This window comes from Streptosporangiales bacterium, assembly GCA_009379955.1.
Taxonomy (GTDB): Bacteria; Actinomycetota; Actinomycetes; order Streptosporangiales; family WHST01; genus WHST01.
In genome coordinates this window covers 1-19,268 of the sequence record WHST01000089.1, presented here as the reverse complement: position 1 = coordinate 19,268, position 19,268 = coordinate 1, and the positions used below count along the sequence as shown (strand labels likewise).

The following is a 19,268-nucleotide window of genomic DNA, read 5'->3' as shown; positions in this document are numbered from 1 at the left end:
GTAGCGGGACAATCCGGGTGCTCACCGCGTGTGGGCGGCGAGCCAGAGGGGGCGCAGCTCACCGTCGGCGACGAGCACCGCGGGCCCGGCGAGGACGGCCGTGCGGCCGTCGAGGGTCACCCGCACCCGGCCGCCGGGCACGTCGACGTCCCACGTGCCCGTCGCGTCGCCCTGCGCGTGCGCGGCGGTCAGGGCGGCAGCGCACGCACCGGTGCCGCACGACCGCGTCTCACCCACACCGCGCTCATGCACGCGCATCCTGATGTGCCGGTCGCCGAGGACGTTGACGAACTCGACGTTGGCGCCCGTCGGGAACAGCTGCCTGTCGACCTCGGGTGCCCTGGCGAGGTCGAGGCAGTCGACGGGGACGTCGACGAGGCAGGCGAGATGCGGGTTGCCGGTGGACAGCTCCAGACCGTCGAACGTCGTGTCGCCGATCCGCGCCTCGCTCGGCCCGCGCAGCTCGGGCAGGCCGATGTCGACGGCGAGGCTGTCGTCGTCCCCGACGACCACGCGCTTGACGCCGTCGCGTGTCGCCACGGCGGTGGTCGGGCCGCTGACGAGCCCCGACTCGAGCAGGAACCGCACGAACACACGCACGCCGTTGCCGCACATCTCCCCGATCGAGCCGTCGGCGTTGCGGTAGTCCATGAACCACTCCGCCTCCCCCGCCAGCGGGGCGACCTCGGGGACGGCGGCGGTGCGCACGACCCTGATGACGCCGTCGCCGCCGACGCCGGTGCGGCGGTCGCACAGGTCGCGCACCAGAGCGGCGTCGACGTCGAGCCGTGCCGAGGGGTCGGCCAGCAGGACGAAGTCGTTGCCGGTGCCATGGCCCTTGACGAAATGCAGGCCGTTGACGAAGCGCACGCCCCCCATCCTTCCAGAGCGACGGGCCGACCGTGTCAGCCTCGGTGCTGCATCGCCCGCGAACCCCCGCCGCTCCGCTCCTCGCTCGGTGGGCTGTGGTGACTCGTGGCGCTCCGAACCGCTGCGATGCTCACTCCGGAGGTTCGCTCAGGACCGGACCGACCACCGAGAGTGCGCGGTCGGCAAGCGTATCGCCGGACGGCAGCCAGGTGATCCTGTCGTCCCGCCGGAACCAGGACTCCTGCCGGCGGACGAACCGCCGCGTGGCGCGCACGGTCGCGTCCCTCGCCTCGTCCTCCCCGATCTCGCCGTCGAGATGGGCGAGCACCTGCCGGTAGCCGAGCGCGCGGCTCGCCGTCCGCCCTTCGCGCAGGCCCTCGCCCACGAGTCCGCGCACCTCGTCGACGAGGCCGGCCGCCCACATCGCGTCGACGCGACGCTCGATCCGCTCGTCGAGGACGTGCCTGTCGACGCTCACGCCCAGCTGCACGGTGTCGTACGCGGGACGGTGACCGGGGAGCCTCGCGTGGAACGTCCCGCCGAGCTCGGCGACCTCGAGCGCGCGGACCACGCGCCGCGCGTTGCTCGGCAGTATCGATTCCGCGGCCATCGGGTCGACCACCTGCAGACGTTCGTGCAGGGCCACCGCACCTTCGCGGGCGAGATCGTCCTCGAGCCGCGCACGCACCTCGGGATCGGTGCCGGGGAAGTCGAGCTCGTCGATCACGGCACGGACGTAGAGGCCCGACCCGCCGACGAGGATCGGCACGAGACCGCGCGTCCTGATGTCGTCGACGGCCACGCGAGCGAGCCCGCGGTACTCGACGACCGAGGCGGTCTCGGTCACCGGCCAGATGTCGAGCAGGTGGTGCGGCACGCCGTCGCGCTCGTCCTCCGACAGCTTGGCGGTGCCGATGTCCATGCCTCGGTAGAGCTGCATCGAGTCGGTGTTGACGACCTCGCCGCCGAGCGCGTGCGCGAGCGCGAGACCGAGCGCCGACTTGCCCGCCGCGGTCGGTCCCACGACGGCGACGAGCACACCGGAGGCCACGAGGGGAAGTCTCTCAGCTCACGCCCGGGGCGACACGCCCGGCGCTGGCCAGAAGTGCTCATCGCTGGTAGACAGGGTGACTTACCCGCCGGTAGTAAGGCGGGTTCACCGATGAATTCGAGGGGGAAATCACGATGAGCATTTTCGACAACATCGGCGACAAGGCGAAGGACCTTGCGGGCGAGCACTCGGACAAGGTGGACGAGGGCATCGAACGCGCAGGTGACGCCGTCGACGAGAAGACCGGCGGTCGATTCTCCGACCAGATCGACCAGGGTCAGGAGGCCGCCGGCAACTTTGTCGAAGGGCTCGGGGGTGACAACGAGGAGGACCAGCAGTAAACGTCTGCTGAAATCCTCACCGAGGGCTCCGCCGTCGATCGGCTGGGCCCTCGTCTCGTTCAGGCACGTGCGCCGATCGTGGGCATGCCGAGCGACACGCCCCCGGTCCCCTCCTCCACCGGTGCCGTGGTCCTGCGCTCCCACGCGTCGCCCGCGGGCGTGCGCCGCATCGCGCGTACCGGTCCGTCCGCCACCAGGTGGTGCGGCGCACCGTACGTGACCCGGACGGTGACCACGTCGCCCGGACGCACGTCGTCCGCGCCCTCCGGCGTGAAGTGGACGAGCCTGTTGTCCGGTGCGCGCCCGCTGCGCCGGTGCGTGCGGACGTCCTTGCGTCCCTCACCCTCGGACACCAGCAGCTCGACGTCTCGTCCGACGAACCGGCGGTTCTCGGCCCAGGCGATCTCGTCGACGGCGGTGACGAGGCGGCCGTACCGCTCCTTCACCACCGCCGCGGACACCTGGTCGGACATGTCGGCGGCAGGCGTGCCGGGACGGGTGGAGTACTGGAACGTGTACGCGCCCGCGAAGCGCGCCTGCTGCACGACATCGAGGGTGTCGGCGAAGTCGTCGTCGGTCTCGCCGGGGAAGCCCACGATGATGTCGGTGCTGATCGCGGCGTCGGGCATGGCCGCGCGGACGCGTCCGATGATGTCGAGGTAGCGCCCGCGACGGTACGACCTGCGCATCGCGCGGAGCACCCGGTCGGAGCCGGACTGCAACGGCATGTGCAGCTGTGGCATCACGTTGGGTGTCTCGGCCATCGCCTCGATGACGTCGTCGGTGAAGTCCCGTGGGTGCGGCGACGTGAAGCGCACGCGTTCGAGGCCGTCGATCGCGCCGCAGGCCCGCAGCAGCTTGGCGAACGCCCCGCGGTCGCCGAAGCCGACGCCGTACGAGTTGACGTTCTGCCCGAGCAGCGTGACCTCGACGACGCCCTCGGCGACCAGCGCCTCGATCTCGGCGAGCACGTCACCCGGCCTGCGGTCGACCTCGCGGCCACGCAGGTTCGGCACGATGCAGAACGTGCAGGTGTTGTTGCAGCCGACGCTGATCGCCACCCACGCCGCGTATGCCGACTCGCGCCTGGTGGGCAGCGTGGACGGGAACGTCTCCAACGACTCCTTGATCTCGACCTGCGCCTCGTCGGCGATCCGCGCGCGTTCGAGGAGCGTAGGCAGCGAGCCGATGTTGTGGGTGCCGAAGACCACGTCGACCCAGGGAGCGCGGCGGACGATCTCGCCGCGGTCCTTCTGCGCCAGGCAGCCGCCGACGGCGATCTGCATGCCGGGCCTGGACCGCTTCACGGGGTACAGCTGGCCGAGGTTGCCGTACAGCCGGTTGTCGGCGTTCTCCCTGACCGCGCAGGTGTTGAACACGACGACGTCGGCTACGGCCTCGCCGGCGGCGCGGACGTAGCCGGACTCCTCGAGCAGGCCGGTGAGCCGCTCGGAGTCGTGCACGTTCATCTGGCAGCCGAACGTGCGCACCTCGTACGTGCGCGGTGCCTTCCTGGTACTCACGGTGCCAGCGTACGCAACGGCTCCCGCCGACTCGTCAGAGTGGGAGGCGGATCGCGAAGCAGGCGCCGCCCTCCCTGGCCCTGCCCGCACTCGCGGCGCCGCCGAGGCGCGTCGCGAGGCCGTGCACGAGCGCGAGCCCGACGCCGGTGCCCACGCGCCGCACCCCTCGGTAGCGCTCGTACAGCACGGAACGCTGGAACGCGACGGCGCAGTCGTCGGGGGTGAGCCCCGGCCCGCCGTCGCGTACCTCGAGCACGGCGTACCCGCCCTCCCGCCGCAGCGCGAAGACGATCGGCCGGTCGGCCGGGGTGACGCGCAGGGCGTTCTCGGCCAGGCCGTCGATGATCTGCCGGGCGCGCGCGGGGTCGGTGATGACCGGGACCGCCTCCGCGGGCAGCTCGGCACGGAAGACGACGCCCACCGCCTCGCAGCGGGTGGCCCAGACGTCCGCCGCCCTGCGCATCAGGTCGGCGAGGTCGACGCGAGCGGGCTCGACCTGGAAGTCCTGCGCGCCCAGCCTGGCCAGGTCGAGCAGGTCGGCGACGAGCCGCTCGAGGCGGTCGGACTCCGACACGATCGTGCGCCCGGCCAGCTGAGCGGCGTCGCCGGTCGCGACGCCATCGGCCAGCGCCTCGGCGAAGCCCTTGACCGCGGTGAGCGGCGTGCGCAGCTCGTGGGAGATCGACAGCAGGAAGTCGCGCTGCCTCCCCTCGCTCTGGGCGAGCGCGTCGGCCAGGACATTGAGCGACTCGGCGACCTCGGCGACCTCGGTGGGCCCCTCGGGCACCACCCGCACGTCGCGACGTCCCGACGCCAGCTGCCTGGCGGCAACGGCCGCCCGCTTGAGCGGTGCGGCCATCCGCCAGGCGAGCAGCCCACCGGCGAGCACGGCGACCGCGAGCCCGACGAGCAGGGCGACGAGCGTGCGGCCGACCACCGAGCCGACGAGCCCGGAGCCGGTGGCCGCCGGCTGGGCGAGGATGACGGACCCGCCGGAGAGGAGCGGGCGCACCTCGACGTACCAGGTGCGTCCGGTCATCGTCGTGCTGTATCTCAGCTTCTCGCCGCGGCGCACCGCCTCCAGCTTCGGCTCCACGGCCAGCCGGGCGAGGCGGTCACCGCGCAGCACACCGCTGGGGAGCAACCGCGCGACCGTGATGTCCTGGCCCTGCTTGCGCAACGCCTTGAGCGTCCGTTGGGGGTGCTTGGGCGTCGCGTCGATGAGCTGCTGGGCGACGTCGGCCTGCCGGCCGAGCGCGTCGCGTGACTGCTCCTCCGCCGCGCTGCGGACGAGGCCGAGCGAGACGAGCCCGGCGATGAGGACCACCACGACCGCGACCGCCGTCGTCACCACGGCGATGCGGACGGCGAGCGCGGACAGCGTGCGCCGTACCGGTCGGTCGGCCACCGTCAGGCCTTCTGCACCGAGTAGCCGACCCCGCGGACCGTCCGGATCGGACTGTTGTCGCCGAGCTTGGCGCGGACCTGGGCGACGTGGACGTCGACGGTGCGGCTGCCCACGATGGAGCGGTAGCCCCACACCTGGGTGAGCAGCTCGTCGCGCTCGAACACGCGCCCGGGACGGCGCATCAGGTGGGCGAGCAGGTCGAACTCCGTGGTCGTCAGCTCGACCTCGGTCTCGCCGGCCCAGACCCGGCGCTCGCCTGGATCGAGCCGTACGGCACCGGCCTGCAGGACCGGCTCGCCGTCGACCTCGCTCCGGGAGCGACGGAGCACGGCGGCGACCCGCGCCACCAGCTCACGCGGGCTGAACGGCTTGGTGACGTAGTCGTCGGCCCCGAGCTCCAGCCCGAGCACCCGGTCGATCTCGTCGTCGCGGGCCGTCACGAAGAGCACGGGTGTCCAGTCGCCCCGCTCACGCAGCGCGCGGCATACCTGCATGCCGTCGAGCTCGGGCAGCCGGATGTCGAGGATCACGACCACCGGCTTCGACTCCTCGGCCGCGGTGAGGGCCGCGCGGCCGTCGCCCGCGACCCGCACGTCGAAGCCGTCGCGTTCGAGGTAGAGGCGGATCAGGTCCGCGATCGGCCGCTCGTCCTCCACGACGAGCGCGAGTCCCTTGTTCCCGGTCACGGACCCGACGGTACGCGGTCGGGCGGTCACGGGCGTGCACCCGTACACACCTCGAACACTCCTCCGACCGCATCCGCGTCGGGACGTCGGCCGTCGTCCGGTTGATCACAACACGGCCGCACAGTGGCCGAGAGGGGTGCACGAACGCGCGAATACAGCTACGTTGCGCTCCCATGAAGGTTCGACACGAGACCCTCGGATGACCACCACGGCGGAGCAGCCGGCAGCCGGCGACGCGACCCCCACCGACGACCTCATCGTCCTCGACGGGGTCAACAAGTGGTTCGGTGACCTGCACGTCCTGCAGGACATCAACCTGACCGTGACCCGCGGCGAGGTCGTCGTCGTCATCGGCCCGTCCGGGTCGGGCAAGTCGACCCTGTGTCGTGCGATCAACCGCCTGGAGACGATCGACAAGGGCACGATCACGCTCGACGGGCAGCCGCTGCCCGCCGAGGGACGCGAGCTCGCCCGGTTGCGCTCCGAGGTGGCGATGGTCTTCCAGCAGTTCAACCTGTTCGCGCACAAGACCATCCTGGAGAACGTCACGATCGGGCCGATCAAGGTCCGCAAGCTCGCCAAGGCCGACGCCGAGGCGGCCGCGATGAAGCTGCTCGAACGGGTCGGCGTCGCCAACCAGGCGCAGAAGTACCCGGCGCAGCTGTCCGGCGGCCAGCAGCAGCGGGTGGCGATCGCCAGGGGACTGGCGATGGAGCCGAAGGCGATCCTCTTCGACGAGCCCACGTCGGCTCTCGACCCTGAGATGATCAAGGAGGTTCTCGACGTCATGGTCGACCTCGCCGAGGGCGGCATGACCATGATCGTCGTGACCCACGAGATGGGCTTCGCCCAGAGCGCGGCCAACCGGGTGTGCTTCATGGCCGACGGACAGATCGTGGAGCAGAGCACGCCGACCGAGTTCTTCGCCAACCCGACGTCGGAGCGGGCGAAGGACTTCCTCTCGAAGATCCTCAAGCACTGACAGACCCTCACCAGGCGGCAGAAGGAGTAAGCATGCGATTCGGCAAACGGTGGTTCGGCGCGTTCGCGGTGGGTGCCGCGCTCGCCCTCACCATGACCGCCTGCGGTGGCGGTGGCGGTGGCGACGTCGAGGTGAAGGACAACGCCTCGTTCCCCGCCGGCACGACGATGGCGAAGTGGAACGAAGCCGGCAAGATCAAGATCGGCGTGAAGTTCGACCAGCCGGGCATCGGCTTCAAGAAGCCCGGCACCGACACCCCCCAGGGCTTCGACATCGAGATCGCGAAGCTCATCGCCGGCGAGCTCGGCATCGAGCCCGACGGCATCGAGTGGGTCGAGACGGTGTCGGCGAACCGCGAGCCGTTCATCCAGAAGGGCACGGTCGACCTCGTCCTCGCCTCCTACACGATCAACGACGAGCGTCGCACGATCGTCGGCCAGGCCGGCCCGTACTACGTCACAGGCCAGCAGTTCCTCATCGCCAAGGACGCCACCTGGTTCAAGACCAACGAGGACATCAAGGGCAAGAAGGTCTGCTCGGTGACGGGCTCGACCTCGCTCGACTCGGTGGAGGAGAAGTACGGCGCCAAGCCGGTGCCGTTCGGCTCGTACTCCGAGTGCGTCACGCAGCTGAAGAGCGGGTCGGTCGACGCGGTCACCACCGACGGCGCGATCCTGCTCGGCTACGCGGCCGAGGACCCGGACGAGCTCAAGGTCGCCGGTGAGGAGTTCACCGAGGAGCCTTACGGCATCGGGTACAAGCACGGCGACACCAAGCTGTGCGAGTTCCTCAACAAGACCGTGAAGGCGTCGATCGACGACGGCAAGTGGGCCACGGCGTTCAAGGACACGCTGGGCAAGGCCGACGTGCCCGAGCCCACGCCGCCGACCGCGGACCCCTGCCAGTAACGCGCACCACCCGCTCGCGTCGTACGGGTGACCCTCTCGGTCTCCCGTACGGCGCGGGCTCTCTCGCTGCCGGAAAGGATGTGGCGTGGACGCACTGATCGAGAACCTGCCGCGGATCCTCCGCGGGTTTCTCCTGACGCTGCAGCTCTTCGGCGCCGCGGGGCTTATCGCGTTCGCCCTCGGTGCGGTGCTCGCCGGCATGCGGGTGGCGCCGGTGCCGGTCCTGCGCGCGGTCGGCACGACGTACGTCAACATCTTCCGCAACACCCCGCTGGTCGTGCTGTTCATCGTGTTCGTGGCGGGGCTGCCGTTCCTCGGCGTGCAGATCAGCTTCTTCGCCCGCGCGGTCGTGACGCTGTCGCTCTACACCGCGGCGTTCATGTGCGAGGCCATCCGCTCCGGCATCAACTCCGTGCAGCAGGGCCAGGCCGAGGCGGCCCGGTCGATCGGCTTCACGTTCGGCCAGACACTGCGGTCGGTCATCCTGCCGCAGGCGATCCGCACCGCGATCCCGCCGCTCGCCAGCATCTTCATCGCACTGGTCAAGAACTCGGCGATCGCCGAGGCGTTCGGCGTGATCGAGGCGACGCAGACGTTCCACTTCCTGTACAACAGGCACCCGAGCGCGCTGTGGCCGCTCTTCGTCGGCACGGCGCTGGGATACGTGATCATCGTCTTCGTGCTCGCGGGGATCGCGTCCCGGCTCGAGAAGCGTCTGGCGGTGATCCGGTGAGCACCACCCTGTTCGACGTCCGCGGTCCTCGGGCGCGGGTACGGCACGGCGTGTACGGCGTGCTCACGTCGATCGGCACGGCGGCGCTGGTCGCGTACATCGCGTACCGGCTGTACGCGAGCGAGCAGATCACCGGCGACGCCTGGGAGCCGTTCCAGGACCCCGAGATCGTGTTCGGCGTTGTCGAGGGCTTCGGGCTGACGTTGCTCGCCGCCGTTCTCGCCATCGCCCTGTCGATCGCGTTCGGCGTGATCTTCGCCGCCGGTCGACTGTCCGACAGCGCCCTGCTGCGGATACCCAGCATCGTGGTCGTCGAGTTCTTCCGTGCGGTCCCCCTGGTGCTGATGATCCTGGCGATCTTCCTCGGCTTCGGCGACACCACCGGACGGTACGGCGCGCTCATCATCGCGCTGATGCTCTACAACGGCTCGGTGCTCGCGGAGACGTTCCGCGCCGGCATCAACGCCGTGCCGCGGGGGCAGAGCGAGGCGGCGTACGCGATCGGCATGCGCAAGACCCAGGTGATGCTGTCGATCCTCACGCCGCAGGCGGTCCGCATCATGCTGCCGGCGATCATCAGCCAGTGTGTGGTCGCGCTGAAGGACACCGCCCTCGGATTCATCATCGCCTCGCCCGAGGCAGTGAGCGTCGGCAAGCAGATCTACAGCAATTACGGCAACCCGATCGTCACCGGGCTGGTGCTCGCGGTCGTCTTCATCGCGATCAACTACACGCTGTCGAAGATCGCCCAGATCCTCGAGGGCAGGCAGCGGCGCAAGGGGCGTGCCGTCCTCGCGACGGCACCGACGACCGCAGCGGGCGGCGCCGTGTAGCCGACGACGTCACGCACCGGGCCTGGCAGGATGCCGGTATGAGCGAACGCATCGTCGCGCCCTACGGCGCGTGGGAGTCCCCGATCGACGCGCGGCGGCTCGCCGGCTCGTCCCGCAGGCTCGGCTGGCCGGGCTTCGTCGGCGACACGCTGCACTGGGTGGAGAGCCGCCCGGAGGAGGGCGGCCGCGACACGCTGATGCGCCGTGACGCCGACAGCACGGTGACCGAGGTCCTCGCCGCGCCGTGGTGGCTGCGCAACCGCGTCCACGAGTACGGCGGCCGGCCGTGGGTCGCCGCGCCGGTCGAGGGCGGGCACGCGATCGTCTTCACGCACTGGGCCGACCACCGGATGTACCGGCTCGACCCCGGTGCCGACACCCCTGTCCCGCTCACGCCCGCTCCGGCCGCGCCCGCGGCGCTGCGGTACACCGACCTGGTCGCGCCGGGCGGCCCTGAGGTGCTCGCCGTGCGCGAGCGACACGACGGCAGCACGCTGCGCCGCCACATCGTCGCCGTCCCGCTCGACGGGTCCGGGGCCGACGACGAGCGCGCCGTACGGGAGGTCGTGGCCGGCTCGCACTTCCTCGCCAACCCACGGGTGTCGCCGGACGGGCGCCGGCTCGCCTGGCTGGCCTGGGAGCACCCCGACATGCCGTGGGACGCCACCGAGCTGCGCGTCGGCGAGTTGACCGCCGACGGCACCGTCGGGAAGTGGCACACCGTTCTCGGCGGCCGGGCGGGTCCCGACGGGCGTACCGAGAGCGAGTCGGTGTTCCAGCCGGAGTGGGTCGACGACGAGTCGCTCTACGTCGCGGCCGACCGCACCGGCTGGTGGAACCTCTACCGGGTGCCCGCAGGCGGCGGCGAGCCGGCACCGTTGTGTCCCCGCGAGGCGGAGTTCGGCGCACCCATGTGGCTCGTCGGCTTCGCGACGTACACCGTGCTCGCGGACGGGCGGATCGCCGTCGTGCACTCCGGACCCGAGGGCAACGCACTCGGCGTGCTCGACCCCGCGACCGGCGATCTCACCGACCTCGACCTCCCGTACACGGAGTGGGGACCGCAGGTCACCGGCGACGGTCACCGGGTCGCGCTCCACGCGAGCAGCCCGACCGACCAGGGCTCGCTGCTGGTCGTCGACGTCGCGTCGGGTGGCGCCGAGGTGGTGCGCACGAGCATCGATCCCGCGGACCTGCCCGACGCCGCGTACCTGCCGCCGGCCGAGCAGGTCACGCTGACCGGTCCCGGCGGGCGCGACGTGCACGCGAACGTCTACCCGCCGACGAACCCGCGCTACGCGGCGCCCGCGGACGAGCGACCACCGTACGTCGTGCACGTGCACGGCGGCCCGACCGCGCGCTCGCCCGCGAAGCTCGATCTCGGGTACGCGTACTTCACCAGCCGCGGCATCGGCATCGTCGACGTCAACTACGGCGGCTCGACCGGCTACGGCCGCGCGTACCGCGAACGGCTGCGCGAGCAGTGGGGCATCGTCGACGTGGAGGACTGCGTCGCGGCGGCGCTGTCGCTCGCCGACCAGGGCAGAGCAGACCCGCGGCGACTGGCGATCAGTGGCGGCAGCGCGGGCGGCTGGACCGTGCTGAAGGCCGTCACGTCGACCGACACGTTCGCGTGCGGCACCTCCTACTTCGGCGTCGCTGAGCTGCTGCAGTTCGCGCAGGACACCCACGACTTCGAGTCGCGCTACCTCGACGGCCTCATCGGCCCGCTGCCCGAGACCCGCGACCGCTACGTCGAGCGCGCGCCGCTGTCGCACGTCGACGACGTGCGGTGTCCCGTCCTGCTGCTGCAGGGGCTCGAGGACGAGGTGGTGCCGCCCTCGCAGTCGGAGATGTTCCGAGATGCCCTGGCACGTAAGGGAATCCGGCACGCGTACATCGCCTTCGAGGGCGAGCAGCACGGCTTCCGCAAGGCCGAGTCGATCGTCGCGAGCACCGAGGCGGAGCTCTCGTTCTACGGCCAGGTGATGGGATTCGAGCCGCCCGGCGTCCCGGTCGTCGAGCTGTCGGGCGGTGACGCGTGACGCTCGTCTGGGTCCCCGCACTCGACCGTCCCGACCTGCTTGCCGACCCGGTCGTCGCCGCGCTGAAGTCGTCGGAGGTCGCCGGCGACGTGACCGTCGCCGAGATCGACCCGGACCTCGCCGACACCGCCGAGTTCTGCGAACGCTACGGCGTACGGCTCGACGAGTCCGCCAACTGCGTGGTCGTGACCGGCAAGCGTGCCGGTGAGGCGCGCTACGCCGCGTGCATGGTGCTCGCGACGACCCGCGCCGACGTCAACAACGTCGCGCGCCGGCGTCTCGACGTGCGCAAGGCGTCGTTCGCGTCCACCGACGACGCGGTCAGCCGTACCGGCATGGAGTACGGCGGCATCACCCCGGTCGGCGCACCGGACGGCTGGCCGGTGCTCGTCGACGCCGCGGTCGCGGCCGCGCCGTGGGTCGTGGTCGGCAGCGGCGTGCGCCGGTCGAAGCTCGCGCTCCCCGGTCGGACCCTCGCCGCCCTGCCGGGCGCCGAGGTCGTCGACGGGCTCGGCGTGACCATCGGCTGACGGAGCTAGGGTCGGGGCATGGCCTTGAGCATCGGCATGGTGACCATCGACTGCGTCGACCCGCGCGGTCTCGCGAAGTTCTGGACGGCGGCACTCGGCACCGAGGTGATGATGGACATGGACGGCGCGTTCCTCATGCTCGCGCCGTCCTCCGACGGTGGGCCCGCGGTCGCACTGCAGCAGGTCCCCGAGCCGCGGACCGGCAAGAACCGGGTGCACATCGACCTGCGCGCCGACGACCGGGAGCGCGAGATCGAACGCCTCACCGCGCTCGGCGCGACGGTGGTCGACGAACAGGTCGTGCCTGGTCTCACCTGGACGGTGCTCACCGACCCCGAAGACAACGTCTTCTGCGTCGGCCAGTACGCCTGACCGCGCTCCGGTGCCGCTGCGGGTGAGGGTGACTAGAAGTACGCGCTGAGGCGGCCGCAGAGATGGGCGACCTCGGCCCGGTCGCCGGACGGCGCCGCAGCCCACTCGTCGCTCCGGTGCCACGGGTACTCGGGCGGCCCGGTCGCCGACCTGACCGCGGACAACCAGGCGCTCGGCATCGTCAACACCGTCGGCGTCGCGCTCGACGGGGAGCTGCCCGCTGCCGGCGAGGGCGGCCTGTCGCTCGCGGCACTGCTCTCCGACGCCAAGGCGCACGGCTACCGCCTGAAGCTCCGCACGGTCTGACGACCTGCGGACCGATGCCCGTCCGCTGAACCCGTGAGGGGCACCCCGACCGGGGCAGGGCACGGTGAGGGTGCCCCTCACGTGCCCGCTGCCGGACGCCCATGGCACTACCGGCGAGAAGCCCCGCGGGCTCCCGTCGCCGTTCAGGAGTCGCGCTCCTCCGCGAGCGCCTCGTTGACGACCTTCAGGGCCGTCTCGGTCGAGTAGCCCTTGCGCGCCAGCATGCCGGCGAGGCGGCGCACCCGCTTGTCGCGGTCGAGCCGCCGGCTCGCCGGCAGCTTGCGGTCGACGAGGGCGCGGGCCGTCGCGCGTTCGTCGTCGGGGTCGATCGTGTCGACCGCGGACTGCACCACGGTCTCGTCGACCCCACGACGGCGCAGCTCGTGCGCGAGTGCGCGGCGGGCGAGCCCGCGGCCGGCCTGGCGGGTGCGGACCCACGCCTCGGCGTAGGCCACGTCGTCGACGAGCCCGACCTCGGTGAACCGGTCGAGGACGCGCTCGGCGGCGTCGTCGGGCACCTCACGCTTCGCGAGCGCCTCGGCGAGCTCCGCCCTGGTGCGCGGCGTGGCGGCCAGCAGCCGCAGGCAGATCGTGCGTGCCACCGACTCCGGGTCGCCCGGCGGCCCGGAGGCCGCCAGGGTGTCGGGCTTCGGGCCGTCGGGGCCCGGTGCCCGGGAGCGGGAGCGGGAGCGACGAGCAGCCACCGTGGGCCGGGTCAGAAGTCGACGGCCGGGGGCGGTGCCGGATCGTCGAGCGTCGGCCCGATGCCGAGCTTCTCCTTGATCCGCTTCTCCAGCTCGTCGGCCAGCTCGGGGTTGTCGCGCAGGAAATTGCGCGCGTTCTCCTTGCCCTGGCCCAGCTGGTCGCCGTCGTAGGTGTACCAGGCACCCGACTTGCGGACGAAGCCGTGCTCGACGCCGAGGTCGATGAGGCCACCCTCGCGGCTGATCCCGACGTTGTAGAGCAGATCGAACTCGGCCTGCCGGAACGGCGGGGCCATCTTGTTCTTGACCACCTTGACCCGCACCCGGTTGCCCACGGCCTCCTGGCCGTCCTTGAGCGTCTCGATCCGGCGGACGTCGAGGCGTATCGATGCGTAGAACTTCAGCGCCTTGCCGCCGCTGGTGGTCTCCGGCGAGCCGAAGAAGACGCCGACCTTCTCCCGCAGCTGGTTGATGAACACCGTCGTCGTGCCCGACGTGCTGACCACGCCGGTGAGCTTGCGCAGCGCCTGGGACATCAGCCGCGCCTGTAGCCCGACGTGGCTGTCGCCCATCTCGCCCTCGATCTCCGCCCGCGGCACGAGCGCGGCCACCGAGTCGATGACGATGATGTCGATCGCGCCGGAGCGGATCAGCATGTCGGTGATCTCGAGCGCCTGCTCCCCGGTGTCGGGCTGGGAGACCAGCAGGTTGTCGGTGTCGACGCCGAGCTTCTCGGCGTAGCTCGGGTCGAGGGCGTGCTCGGCGTCGACGAACGCGGCGGTGCCGCCGGCCTTCTGCGCCTGCGCGACGGCGTGCAGCGCGACCGTCGTCTTGCCCGAGGACTCGGGACCGTAGATCTCGACGACCCGGCCCCGCGGCAGGCCGCCGATGCCGAGCGCGACGTCGAGTGAGATGGCCCCGGTCGGGATGACCGACACCGGGACGCGGCCGTCGTCGCCCAGCCGCATCACGGATCCCTTGCCAAACTGCCGCTCGATCTGCGCCAGGGCGGTGTCGAGTGCCTTGTCGCGGTCAGGTGCTGCCATCAGGTGCCATCCCGTGTCGTGTGTGCGTGCTCGCGTGCTGTCGAGACGACGCTAGAACGTGGTGCGGACACTTGGGTTGCCGCCACACCCATCTGTGGATACCTCGACGGGTCGATCTTAGACGAACACCTGTTCGAGGCCATCCGACACGCCGCTTCCGGCTTCTTCGATGGCGTCCGAGAATTCCTCGCTGCGACTGTCGATCCGGCGGACGGTCGCGTGTCGATGGAGATAGAAGGGGCCGAGAGACGGCTCCGGGAGGTGAGAGAGATGTTGAGGGAGTTCGAGGTCAGGTGGGAGGGTGAGCTGCCCGCGTCACCGCAGGAGGTCTGGGACGCGTTCACCCTGCACACCGCCGGCTGGCTGTGGAAGATCGACTACGAGCCGTGGGTGGGCGGCGCCGAGGAGGGCCTGAGCAACGGTGACGGCAAGGTGACCGTCTGGGACCCGCCCCGGCACTTCACCACACGCGTGGAGTTCGAGAACGACGGCTTCAACCAGCTCGACTACGTGCTCGAGCCGCGCGGGACGGGCACGTACCTGCGCTTCCGGCACAACAGCACGGTGCCGGCCGAGGGCTACGACGACGACGACGCCTGCCGGCTGCACACCGACCTCTACAACCACTCGCTCGGCGAGTACCTGCGCCACTTCGCGGGCCGCGACGCGGCGTACCTCCGCGTGGACGGCCCCGAGGCCTCGGCCGACGGCGGGTTCGCGGCGATGCTGACGGCGATGGGCGTGCCTGACGGTGCCGCCGAGGGCGACGAGGTCGTGCTGACCCTGCCGGCATCGCGCCGATCGAGGGTGTGGTCGACTACCGCACCGACCGGTTCCTCGGCGTGCGCAGCGCGGACGCCCTGTGCCGGTTCTACGGCCGCGACGCGTGGGGCTGGCCGGTCGGCCTGGCGCACCACCTGTTCGCCGAGGGCGCCGACGAGGCATCGAACAAGCGGGCGTGGACCACCTGGATGAACGACCTCTTCGCAACGAAAGCGGTGGCCTGATGACCCAGTACGCAGTCCTCATCTTCGAGACCGAGACCCCCGGCGGCGTGGCCGACATGCCGCCCGAGGTGATGGAGGCCCACGGGCAGCTGCCCGACCGGATGGCCGAGCAGGGCGGTCGGATCGTCGCCGGGATGGCACTGGAGCCGTCGGGGACGGCGACGTCCATCCGCGGCGACCTGGTGACCGACGGTCCGTTCATCGAGACCAAGGAGGCCATGGCGGGGGTGTTCGTGATCGAGGCACGTGACCTCGACCATGCGCTCGCGCTGGCCAAGCTGACCCCGATCGTGAACGGCGGCGTCGAGGTCAGGCCGTTGATCGGGTTCGACGTCGTCGAGCCGGGCTGAGGGAGCGTTCCGATGGAACACATCACGTCCAAGGACGGCACCATGATCGCGGTCGAGAAGACCGGGGACGGACCGGCGGTCGTCCTCGTCGACGGCGCGTACACCTACCGGGCGATCGATCAGTTCCCCGCAAGCCTCGCCGAGCTGCTGGCTCCCCGGTTCACCGTCGCCCACTACGAGCGCCGGGGGCGTGGCGAGAGCGGCGACACCGCGCCCTACGCCGTGGAGCGCGAGATCGAGGACCTGGCCGCGGTCATCGACGCGGTGGGCGGCTCGGCGTCCGTGCTCGGCATGTCCTCCGGGAGCGTGCTGGCGCTCCAGGCGGCCGTCCGCGGCGTCGCCGTCGAGCGCTTGGCCATGTGGGAGCCGCCGTTCGTCGTCGACGACAGTCGACCGCCGCTGCCGGACGACTATGTGGCACGCCTCGACGCACTCATCGCAGCCGGCCGTCGCGGCGACGCGATGGAGTATGCCCTGACCACGGCGGTCGGCCTACCGGTCGACGACGTCAGGGCAATGCGCGCCGAGCCGTTCTTCGCCCTGATGGAGGCGGTCGCGCACACCGCGGCGTACGACGGCCGCGTCATGGCCGACACGATGTCGGGCAGGCCGCTGGCGTTCGAACGGTGGGCGGGGTTCACGATCCCTGCACTGGTGCTCGTCGGTGAGAAGAGCGACGAGTTCTGGCAGGTCGGCACGCGGGCGTTCGCCCACGGCATGCCGACCGTGCGGCACCGCAGCATCGACACCCTGGCCGAGGAGGCACACGCCGTCTCCCCGGCCGCGCTCGCCCCGGTGCTCGAGGAGTTCTTCACCATCCGATGAACGAGGTCGAGCGCGCCGTCGCCGACGCGCACCGTCGCGAGTGGGCCTACGTGGTCGCCGCGACGGTGCGCGTGACACGCGACCTCGACGCGGCCGAGGAGATCGTGCAGGACGCGTACGTCAAGGCGCTGCGCACCTGGGCACATGACGGCGTGCCCGACCGGCCGGGCGCATGGCTGACGACCGTCGCCCGACGAGACGCGCTCAACCTGATCCGCCGCCAGCAGACGCTCCGGGCCAAGCTCCCGCTGCTGGTGGACCGTGAGGACACCGACATGCTCGACACGACCACCGATACCGACTCCATCCCCGACGACCGGCTGCGACTGATCTTCACCTGCTGCCACCCGGCGCTGTCCGAGGAGGCTCGGATCGCGCTCACGCTGCGCCTGGTGTGCGGCGTGGCCACACCGGACATCGCGCACGCGTTCCTCGTCGCCGAGGCGACGATGGCGGCACGCCTCACCCGGGCCAAGAAGAAGATCGCCGCGGCGCGCATCCCGTACGCCGTGCCGTCCCCCGACGAGCTGCCCGCCCGTGTCCACGCGGTGCTCACCGTCGTCCACCTGCTCTACGCCACCGGGCACACGGCGCACTCCGGCGACGAGCTCGTCCGCGACGAGCTCACCGACCGCGCACTCGACCTGGCACACCTGCTGCGGCTGCTGCTCCCGGCCGACCGGGAGGCCATGGGACTGCTGGCGCTGCTGCTCGTCCACCACGCGCGCCGCGCCACGCGGACCGACGCGGACGGCCGGTTGCTGCGGCTGGACGAGCAGGACCGGTCCGGCTGGGACCGCGACCTGATCGCCGAGGCCGACCGGCTCGTCGTGGCCGCGCTGACCGCCGGCCCACCGGGACGCTTCACGCTGCAGGCGGCGATCGCCGCCCTGCACGCGCAGGCACCGAGCTACGACGCGACCGACTGGCCGCAGATCCGTACGCTCTACGACGAGCTGCTCCGGATCTGGCCGTCGCCCGTCGTGGCGCTCAACCGCGCCGTGGCGGTGTCGATGGTCGACGGACCGGCGGCGGCACTCGCCGAGGTCGAGGCACTCGAGCGCGAGGGACGCCTCACCGGTTACCGCTACCTGCCCGCGACCAGGGCCGACCTGCTGCACCGCCTCGGCCGCCACGCCGAGGCGGCCGACGCCTACCGGGCCGCGCTCGCGCTCAGCGACAACGCCGCCGAGCAGGAGTTCCTCGCCGAACGCGCCAGGTCGCTCGGCCCGTCGCCCTGACCCGGCCTGACGACGACCGGCGGCGACCGTACGCGACGATGGGCGCATGGCCGAGGTGGTGTCCGACGACGAGTTCCGCGAGACGCTCGCGAGGTACGCGACCGGCGTGGTGGTCCTCACCGCCCACACCGACGAGTACGGCGACGTCGGCAGCACGGTGACGTCGTTCTGCTCGGTCTCGGCCGAGCCGCCGCTCGTGGTCGCCAGCATCGGCACGTTCTCGCGCATGTTCGACACCCTCGACATGCAGCCGCTGTGGGCAGTCTCGGTGCTCGGCGCCGAGCAGCGCCACGTCGCCGGCAGGTTCGCGGTGCCCGCCCGGCCGGGCGGCGGCGTGCTGCTCACCGGGGTCGCGCACCACCGCGGCGCACGTACCGGCGCGTTCGTGCTCGACGACGCGCTCGCGGCGTTCGAGTGCCGTACGACGCAGCGGGTCGAGGCGGGCGACCACACGCTCTTCGTCGGCGAGGTGCTCGCCGTCGACCGCCTCGGCAACGGCGAGCCGCTGCTGCGGTTCGCACACGGGTACCGCTGACCGGCCGAACGGATCGCCGGTCGAGGCAAACCTCGCCCTGGGGTCGCGCGTCACCCTAGGGTGCGCGGCATCCGGTTCTCGGCGAGACAGCTGTTCTGGTTCGCCTGGCTCGAGGCGCGTTCCTGCCTCTTCGCGGCACTGCTGTTCGCCGGCCTGGCCGTCACCTCCGTCGTCCCCCTGCCGTTGGCGCGCTACGACGCACTGCTCCTCTACGGGATCGCGCTCACCGTGGTCTTCTGGGCGGTCGGTCTGGAGACCGGCAGGGAGGTGCTCGTGATCGCGATGTTCCACGTCGTCGGGCTGGTCTTCGAGCTCGTGAAGGTGCGGCTCGGCTCGTGGAGCTATCCGGACGACGCGGTGACGAAGCTGGGGGGCGTGCCGCTGTACAGCGGGTTCCTCTACGCCGCGGTGGGCAGCTACATCTGCCAGGCGTGGCGGCTGCTCGGACTGCGCGTGTCCCGCTACCGGGCGCTGCCGACCGCGTTGGTCGCGGCCGCGATCTACGCCAACTTCCTCACCCACCACTGGATCGCCGACCTTCGACTGCCCCTCGCGGTCCTCCTCCTCGCCGTGACCTGGGGGACGACGGTCCACTTCACCGTCGGCGCGGTGCGGTACCGCATGCCGCTGGCGCTCTCGCTGACGCTCGTCGGGTTCTTCCTCTGGCTCGCCGAGAACCTGGCGACGCTGCTGAGCGCGTGGCAGTACCCCCACCAGGCCGACGTGTGGCACCTGGTCCACTCGGCCAAGTTCGGCGCCTGGGCGCTGCTGGTGAGCGTCTCGTTCGTCCTCGTCGCGGGACTGCAGGCGCGCGTCGGCAGGCTGCGGGAGCCCTAGGAGAGTCCTGAACAATGAGGTCTTGCCGGGGTGTTGGTGACGCGCCGAGCTTCTCAAGGGCGGTCGTTGCCGCGAGTCACAACCGTGGTTGGACGACGAGCTTGCCCGGCGCGTCGACGGTCATTGTCGTGGTGG

20 protein-coding genes and 1 pseudogene are annotated in these 19,268 nt (G+C 71.3%); 14 read left to right on the top strand and 7 right to left on the bottom strand.

The genetic code is table 11. The features are described 5' to 3' along the window. Positions 1–21: 21 nt before the first annotated feature. Both GEV10_22740 and miaA read right to left on the bottom strand, forming a co-directional pair. Complete coding sequence (locus GEV10_22740; protein MQA81265.1) at positions 22–852, bottom strand: diaminopimelate epimerase; 831 nt, start codon at positions 850–852, stop codon at positions 22–24. A 148-nt stretch (positions 853–1,000) separates the two neighbouring features. Further along, positions 1,001–1,921, bottom strand: a complete 921-nt coding sequence (gene miaA, locus GEV10_22735) for a tRNA (adenosine(37)-N6)-dimethylallyltransferase MiaA (protein MQA81264.1) — start codon at positions 1,919–1,921, stop codon at positions 1,001–1,003. A gap of 134 nt (positions 1,922–2,055) precedes the next feature. Here miaA and GEV10_22730 point away from each other — a divergent pair, with 134 nt between their 5' ends. Beyond that, positions 2,056–2,262, top strand: a complete 207-nt coding sequence (locus tag GEV10_22730) for an antitoxin (protein MQA81263.1) — start codon at positions 2,056–2,058, stop codon at positions 2,260–2,262. A 59-nt stretch (positions 2,263–2,321) separates the two neighbouring features. On the opposite strand, the gene miaB is transcribed toward GEV10_22730, so the two are convergent. From miaB to GEV10_22715, 3 genes are read right to left on the bottom strand one after another with little or no spacing between them, the layout of a single operon-like run. Beyond that, positions 2,322–3,785 carry a tRNA (N6-isopentenyl adenosine(37)-C2)-methylthiotransferase MiaB gene (gene miaB, locus GEV10_22725; GenBank protein ID MQA81262.1) on the bottom strand — a complete coding sequence of 488 codons (1,464 nt, stop codon included), beginning with the start codon at positions 3,783–3,785 and terminating at the stop codon, positions 2,322–2,324. A 34-nt stretch (positions 3,786–3,819) separates the two neighbouring features. Then, positions 3,820–5,193, bottom strand: coding sequence for a HAMP domain-containing protein (locus GEV10_22720; protein MQA81261.1), 1,374 nt, complete (start codon positions 5,191–5,193; stop codon positions 3,820–3,822). A 2-nt stretch (positions 5,194–5,195) separates the two neighbouring features. Then, the gene (locus GEV10_22715) at positions 5,196–5,879 is read right to left on the bottom strand and encodes a response regulator (protein MQA81260.1); all 684 of its coding nucleotides are present in this window, start codon (positions 5,877–5,879) and stop codon (positions 5,196–5,198) included. Positions 5,880–6,078: 199 nt separating this feature from the next. Here GEV10_22715 and GEV10_22710 point away from each other — a divergent pair, with 199 nt between their 5' ends. From GEV10_22710 to GEV10_22680, 7 genes are all read left to right on the top strand, one after another. Then, positions 6,079–6,861, top strand: a complete 783-nt coding sequence (locus tag GEV10_22710) for an ATP-binding cassette domain-containing protein (GenBank protein MQA81259.1) — start codon at positions 6,079–6,081, stop codon at positions 6,859–6,861. A 32-nt stretch (positions 6,862–6,893) separates the two neighbouring features. Then, positions 6,894–7,769 (top strand): transporter substrate-binding domain-containing protein, encoded by an 876-nt coding sequence (locus GEV10_22705; GenBank protein ID MQA81258.1) that lies wholly within the window; start codon positions 6,894–6,896, stop codon positions 7,767–7,769. An 85-nt stretch (positions 7,770–7,854) separates the two neighbouring features. Further along, positions 7,855–8,502 carry an ABC transporter permease subunit gene (locus GEV10_22700; GenBank protein MQA81257.1) on the top strand — a complete coding sequence of 216 codons (648 nt, stop codon included), beginning with the start codon at positions 7,855–7,857 and terminating at the stop codon, positions 8,500–8,502. Next, positions 8,499–9,335, top strand: coding sequence for an ABC transporter permease subunit (locus tag GEV10_22695; GenBank protein ID MQA81256.1), 837 nt, complete (start codon positions 8,499–8,501; stop codon positions 9,333–9,335). The genes GEV10_22700 and GEV10_22695 overlap by 4 nt, the downstream gene beginning before the upstream one ends. A gap of 38 nt (positions 9,336–9,373) precedes the next feature. Then, positions 9,374–11,380 (top strand): prolyl oligopeptidase family serine peptidase, encoded by a 2,007-nt coding sequence (locus GEV10_22690; GenBank protein MQA81255.1) that lies wholly within the window; start codon positions 9,374–9,376, stop codon positions 11,378–11,380. Next, complete coding sequence (locus tag GEV10_22685; GenBank protein MQA81254.1) at positions 11,377–11,910, top strand: hypothetical protein; 534 nt, start codon at positions 11,377–11,379, stop codon at positions 11,908–11,910. Before GEV10_22690 ends, GEV10_22685 begins: the two co-directional genes overlap by 4 nt. 18 nt (positions 11,911–11,928) lie before the next feature. Further along, positions 11,929–12,282: a VOC family protein gene (locus tag GEV10_22680; protein MQA81253.1), complete on the top strand. Its 354-nt coding sequence runs from the start codon at positions 11,929–11,931 to the stop codon at positions 12,280–12,282. Positions 12,283–12,731: 449 nt separating this feature from the next. On the opposite strand, the gene GEV10_22675 is transcribed toward GEV10_22680, so the two are convergent. After that, positions 12,732–13,307 (bottom strand): hypothetical protein, encoded by a 576-nt coding sequence (locus GEV10_22675; GenBank protein MQA81252.1) that lies wholly within the window; start codon positions 13,305–13,307, stop codon positions 12,732–12,734. Beyond that, positions 13,304–14,338 (bottom strand): recombinase RecA, encoded by a 1,035-nt coding sequence (gene recA, locus GEV10_22670; GenBank protein ID MQA81251.1) that lies wholly within the window; start codon positions 14,336–14,338, stop codon positions 13,304–13,306. The genes GEV10_22675 and recA overlap by 4 nt, the downstream gene beginning before the upstream one ends. Before the next feature lie 270 nt (positions 14,339–14,608). Between recA and GEV10_22665 the strand changes: the two are divergent. From GEV10_22665 to GEV10_22640, 6 genes and pseudogenes are all read left to right on the top strand, one after another. Beyond that, positions 14,609–15,345 (top strand): annotated as a pseudogene (locus GEV10_22665) (SRPBCC domain-containing protein). Beyond that, positions 15,345–15,695 (top strand): hypothetical protein, encoded by a 351-nt coding sequence (locus tag GEV10_22660; GenBank protein ID MQA81250.1) that lies wholly within the window; start codon positions 15,345–15,347, stop codon positions 15,693–15,695. Before GEV10_22665 ends, GEV10_22660 begins: the two are co-directional and overlap by 1 nt. Before the next feature lie 12 nt (positions 15,696–15,707). Continuing rightward, on the top strand, positions 15,708–16,520 hold the full coding sequence (locus GEV10_22655) for an alpha/beta fold hydrolase (protein MQA81249.1): 813 nt from the start codon (positions 15,708–15,710) through the stop codon (positions 16,518–16,520). A gap of 50 nt (positions 16,521–16,570) precedes the next feature. Then, entirely contained in the window at positions 16,571–17,761 is a 1,191-nt protein-coding gene (locus tag GEV10_22650; protein MQA81248.1) for an RNA polymerase sigma factor, read from the top strand. Positions 17,762–17,807: 46 nt separating this feature from the next. Next, complete coding sequence (locus GEV10_22645; GenBank protein ID MQA81247.1) at positions 17,808–18,296, top strand: flavin reductase; 489 nt, start codon at positions 17,808–17,810, stop codon at positions 18,294–18,296. Between the two features lie 60 nt (positions 18,297–18,356). Then, a complete protein-coding gene (locus tag GEV10_22640) occupies positions 18,357–19,133 on the top strand; it encodes a DUF817 family protein (GenBank protein ID MQA81246.1) in 777 nt (258 codons plus the stop codon). The last annotated feature ends 135 nt before the right edge of the window (positions 19,134–19,268 follow it).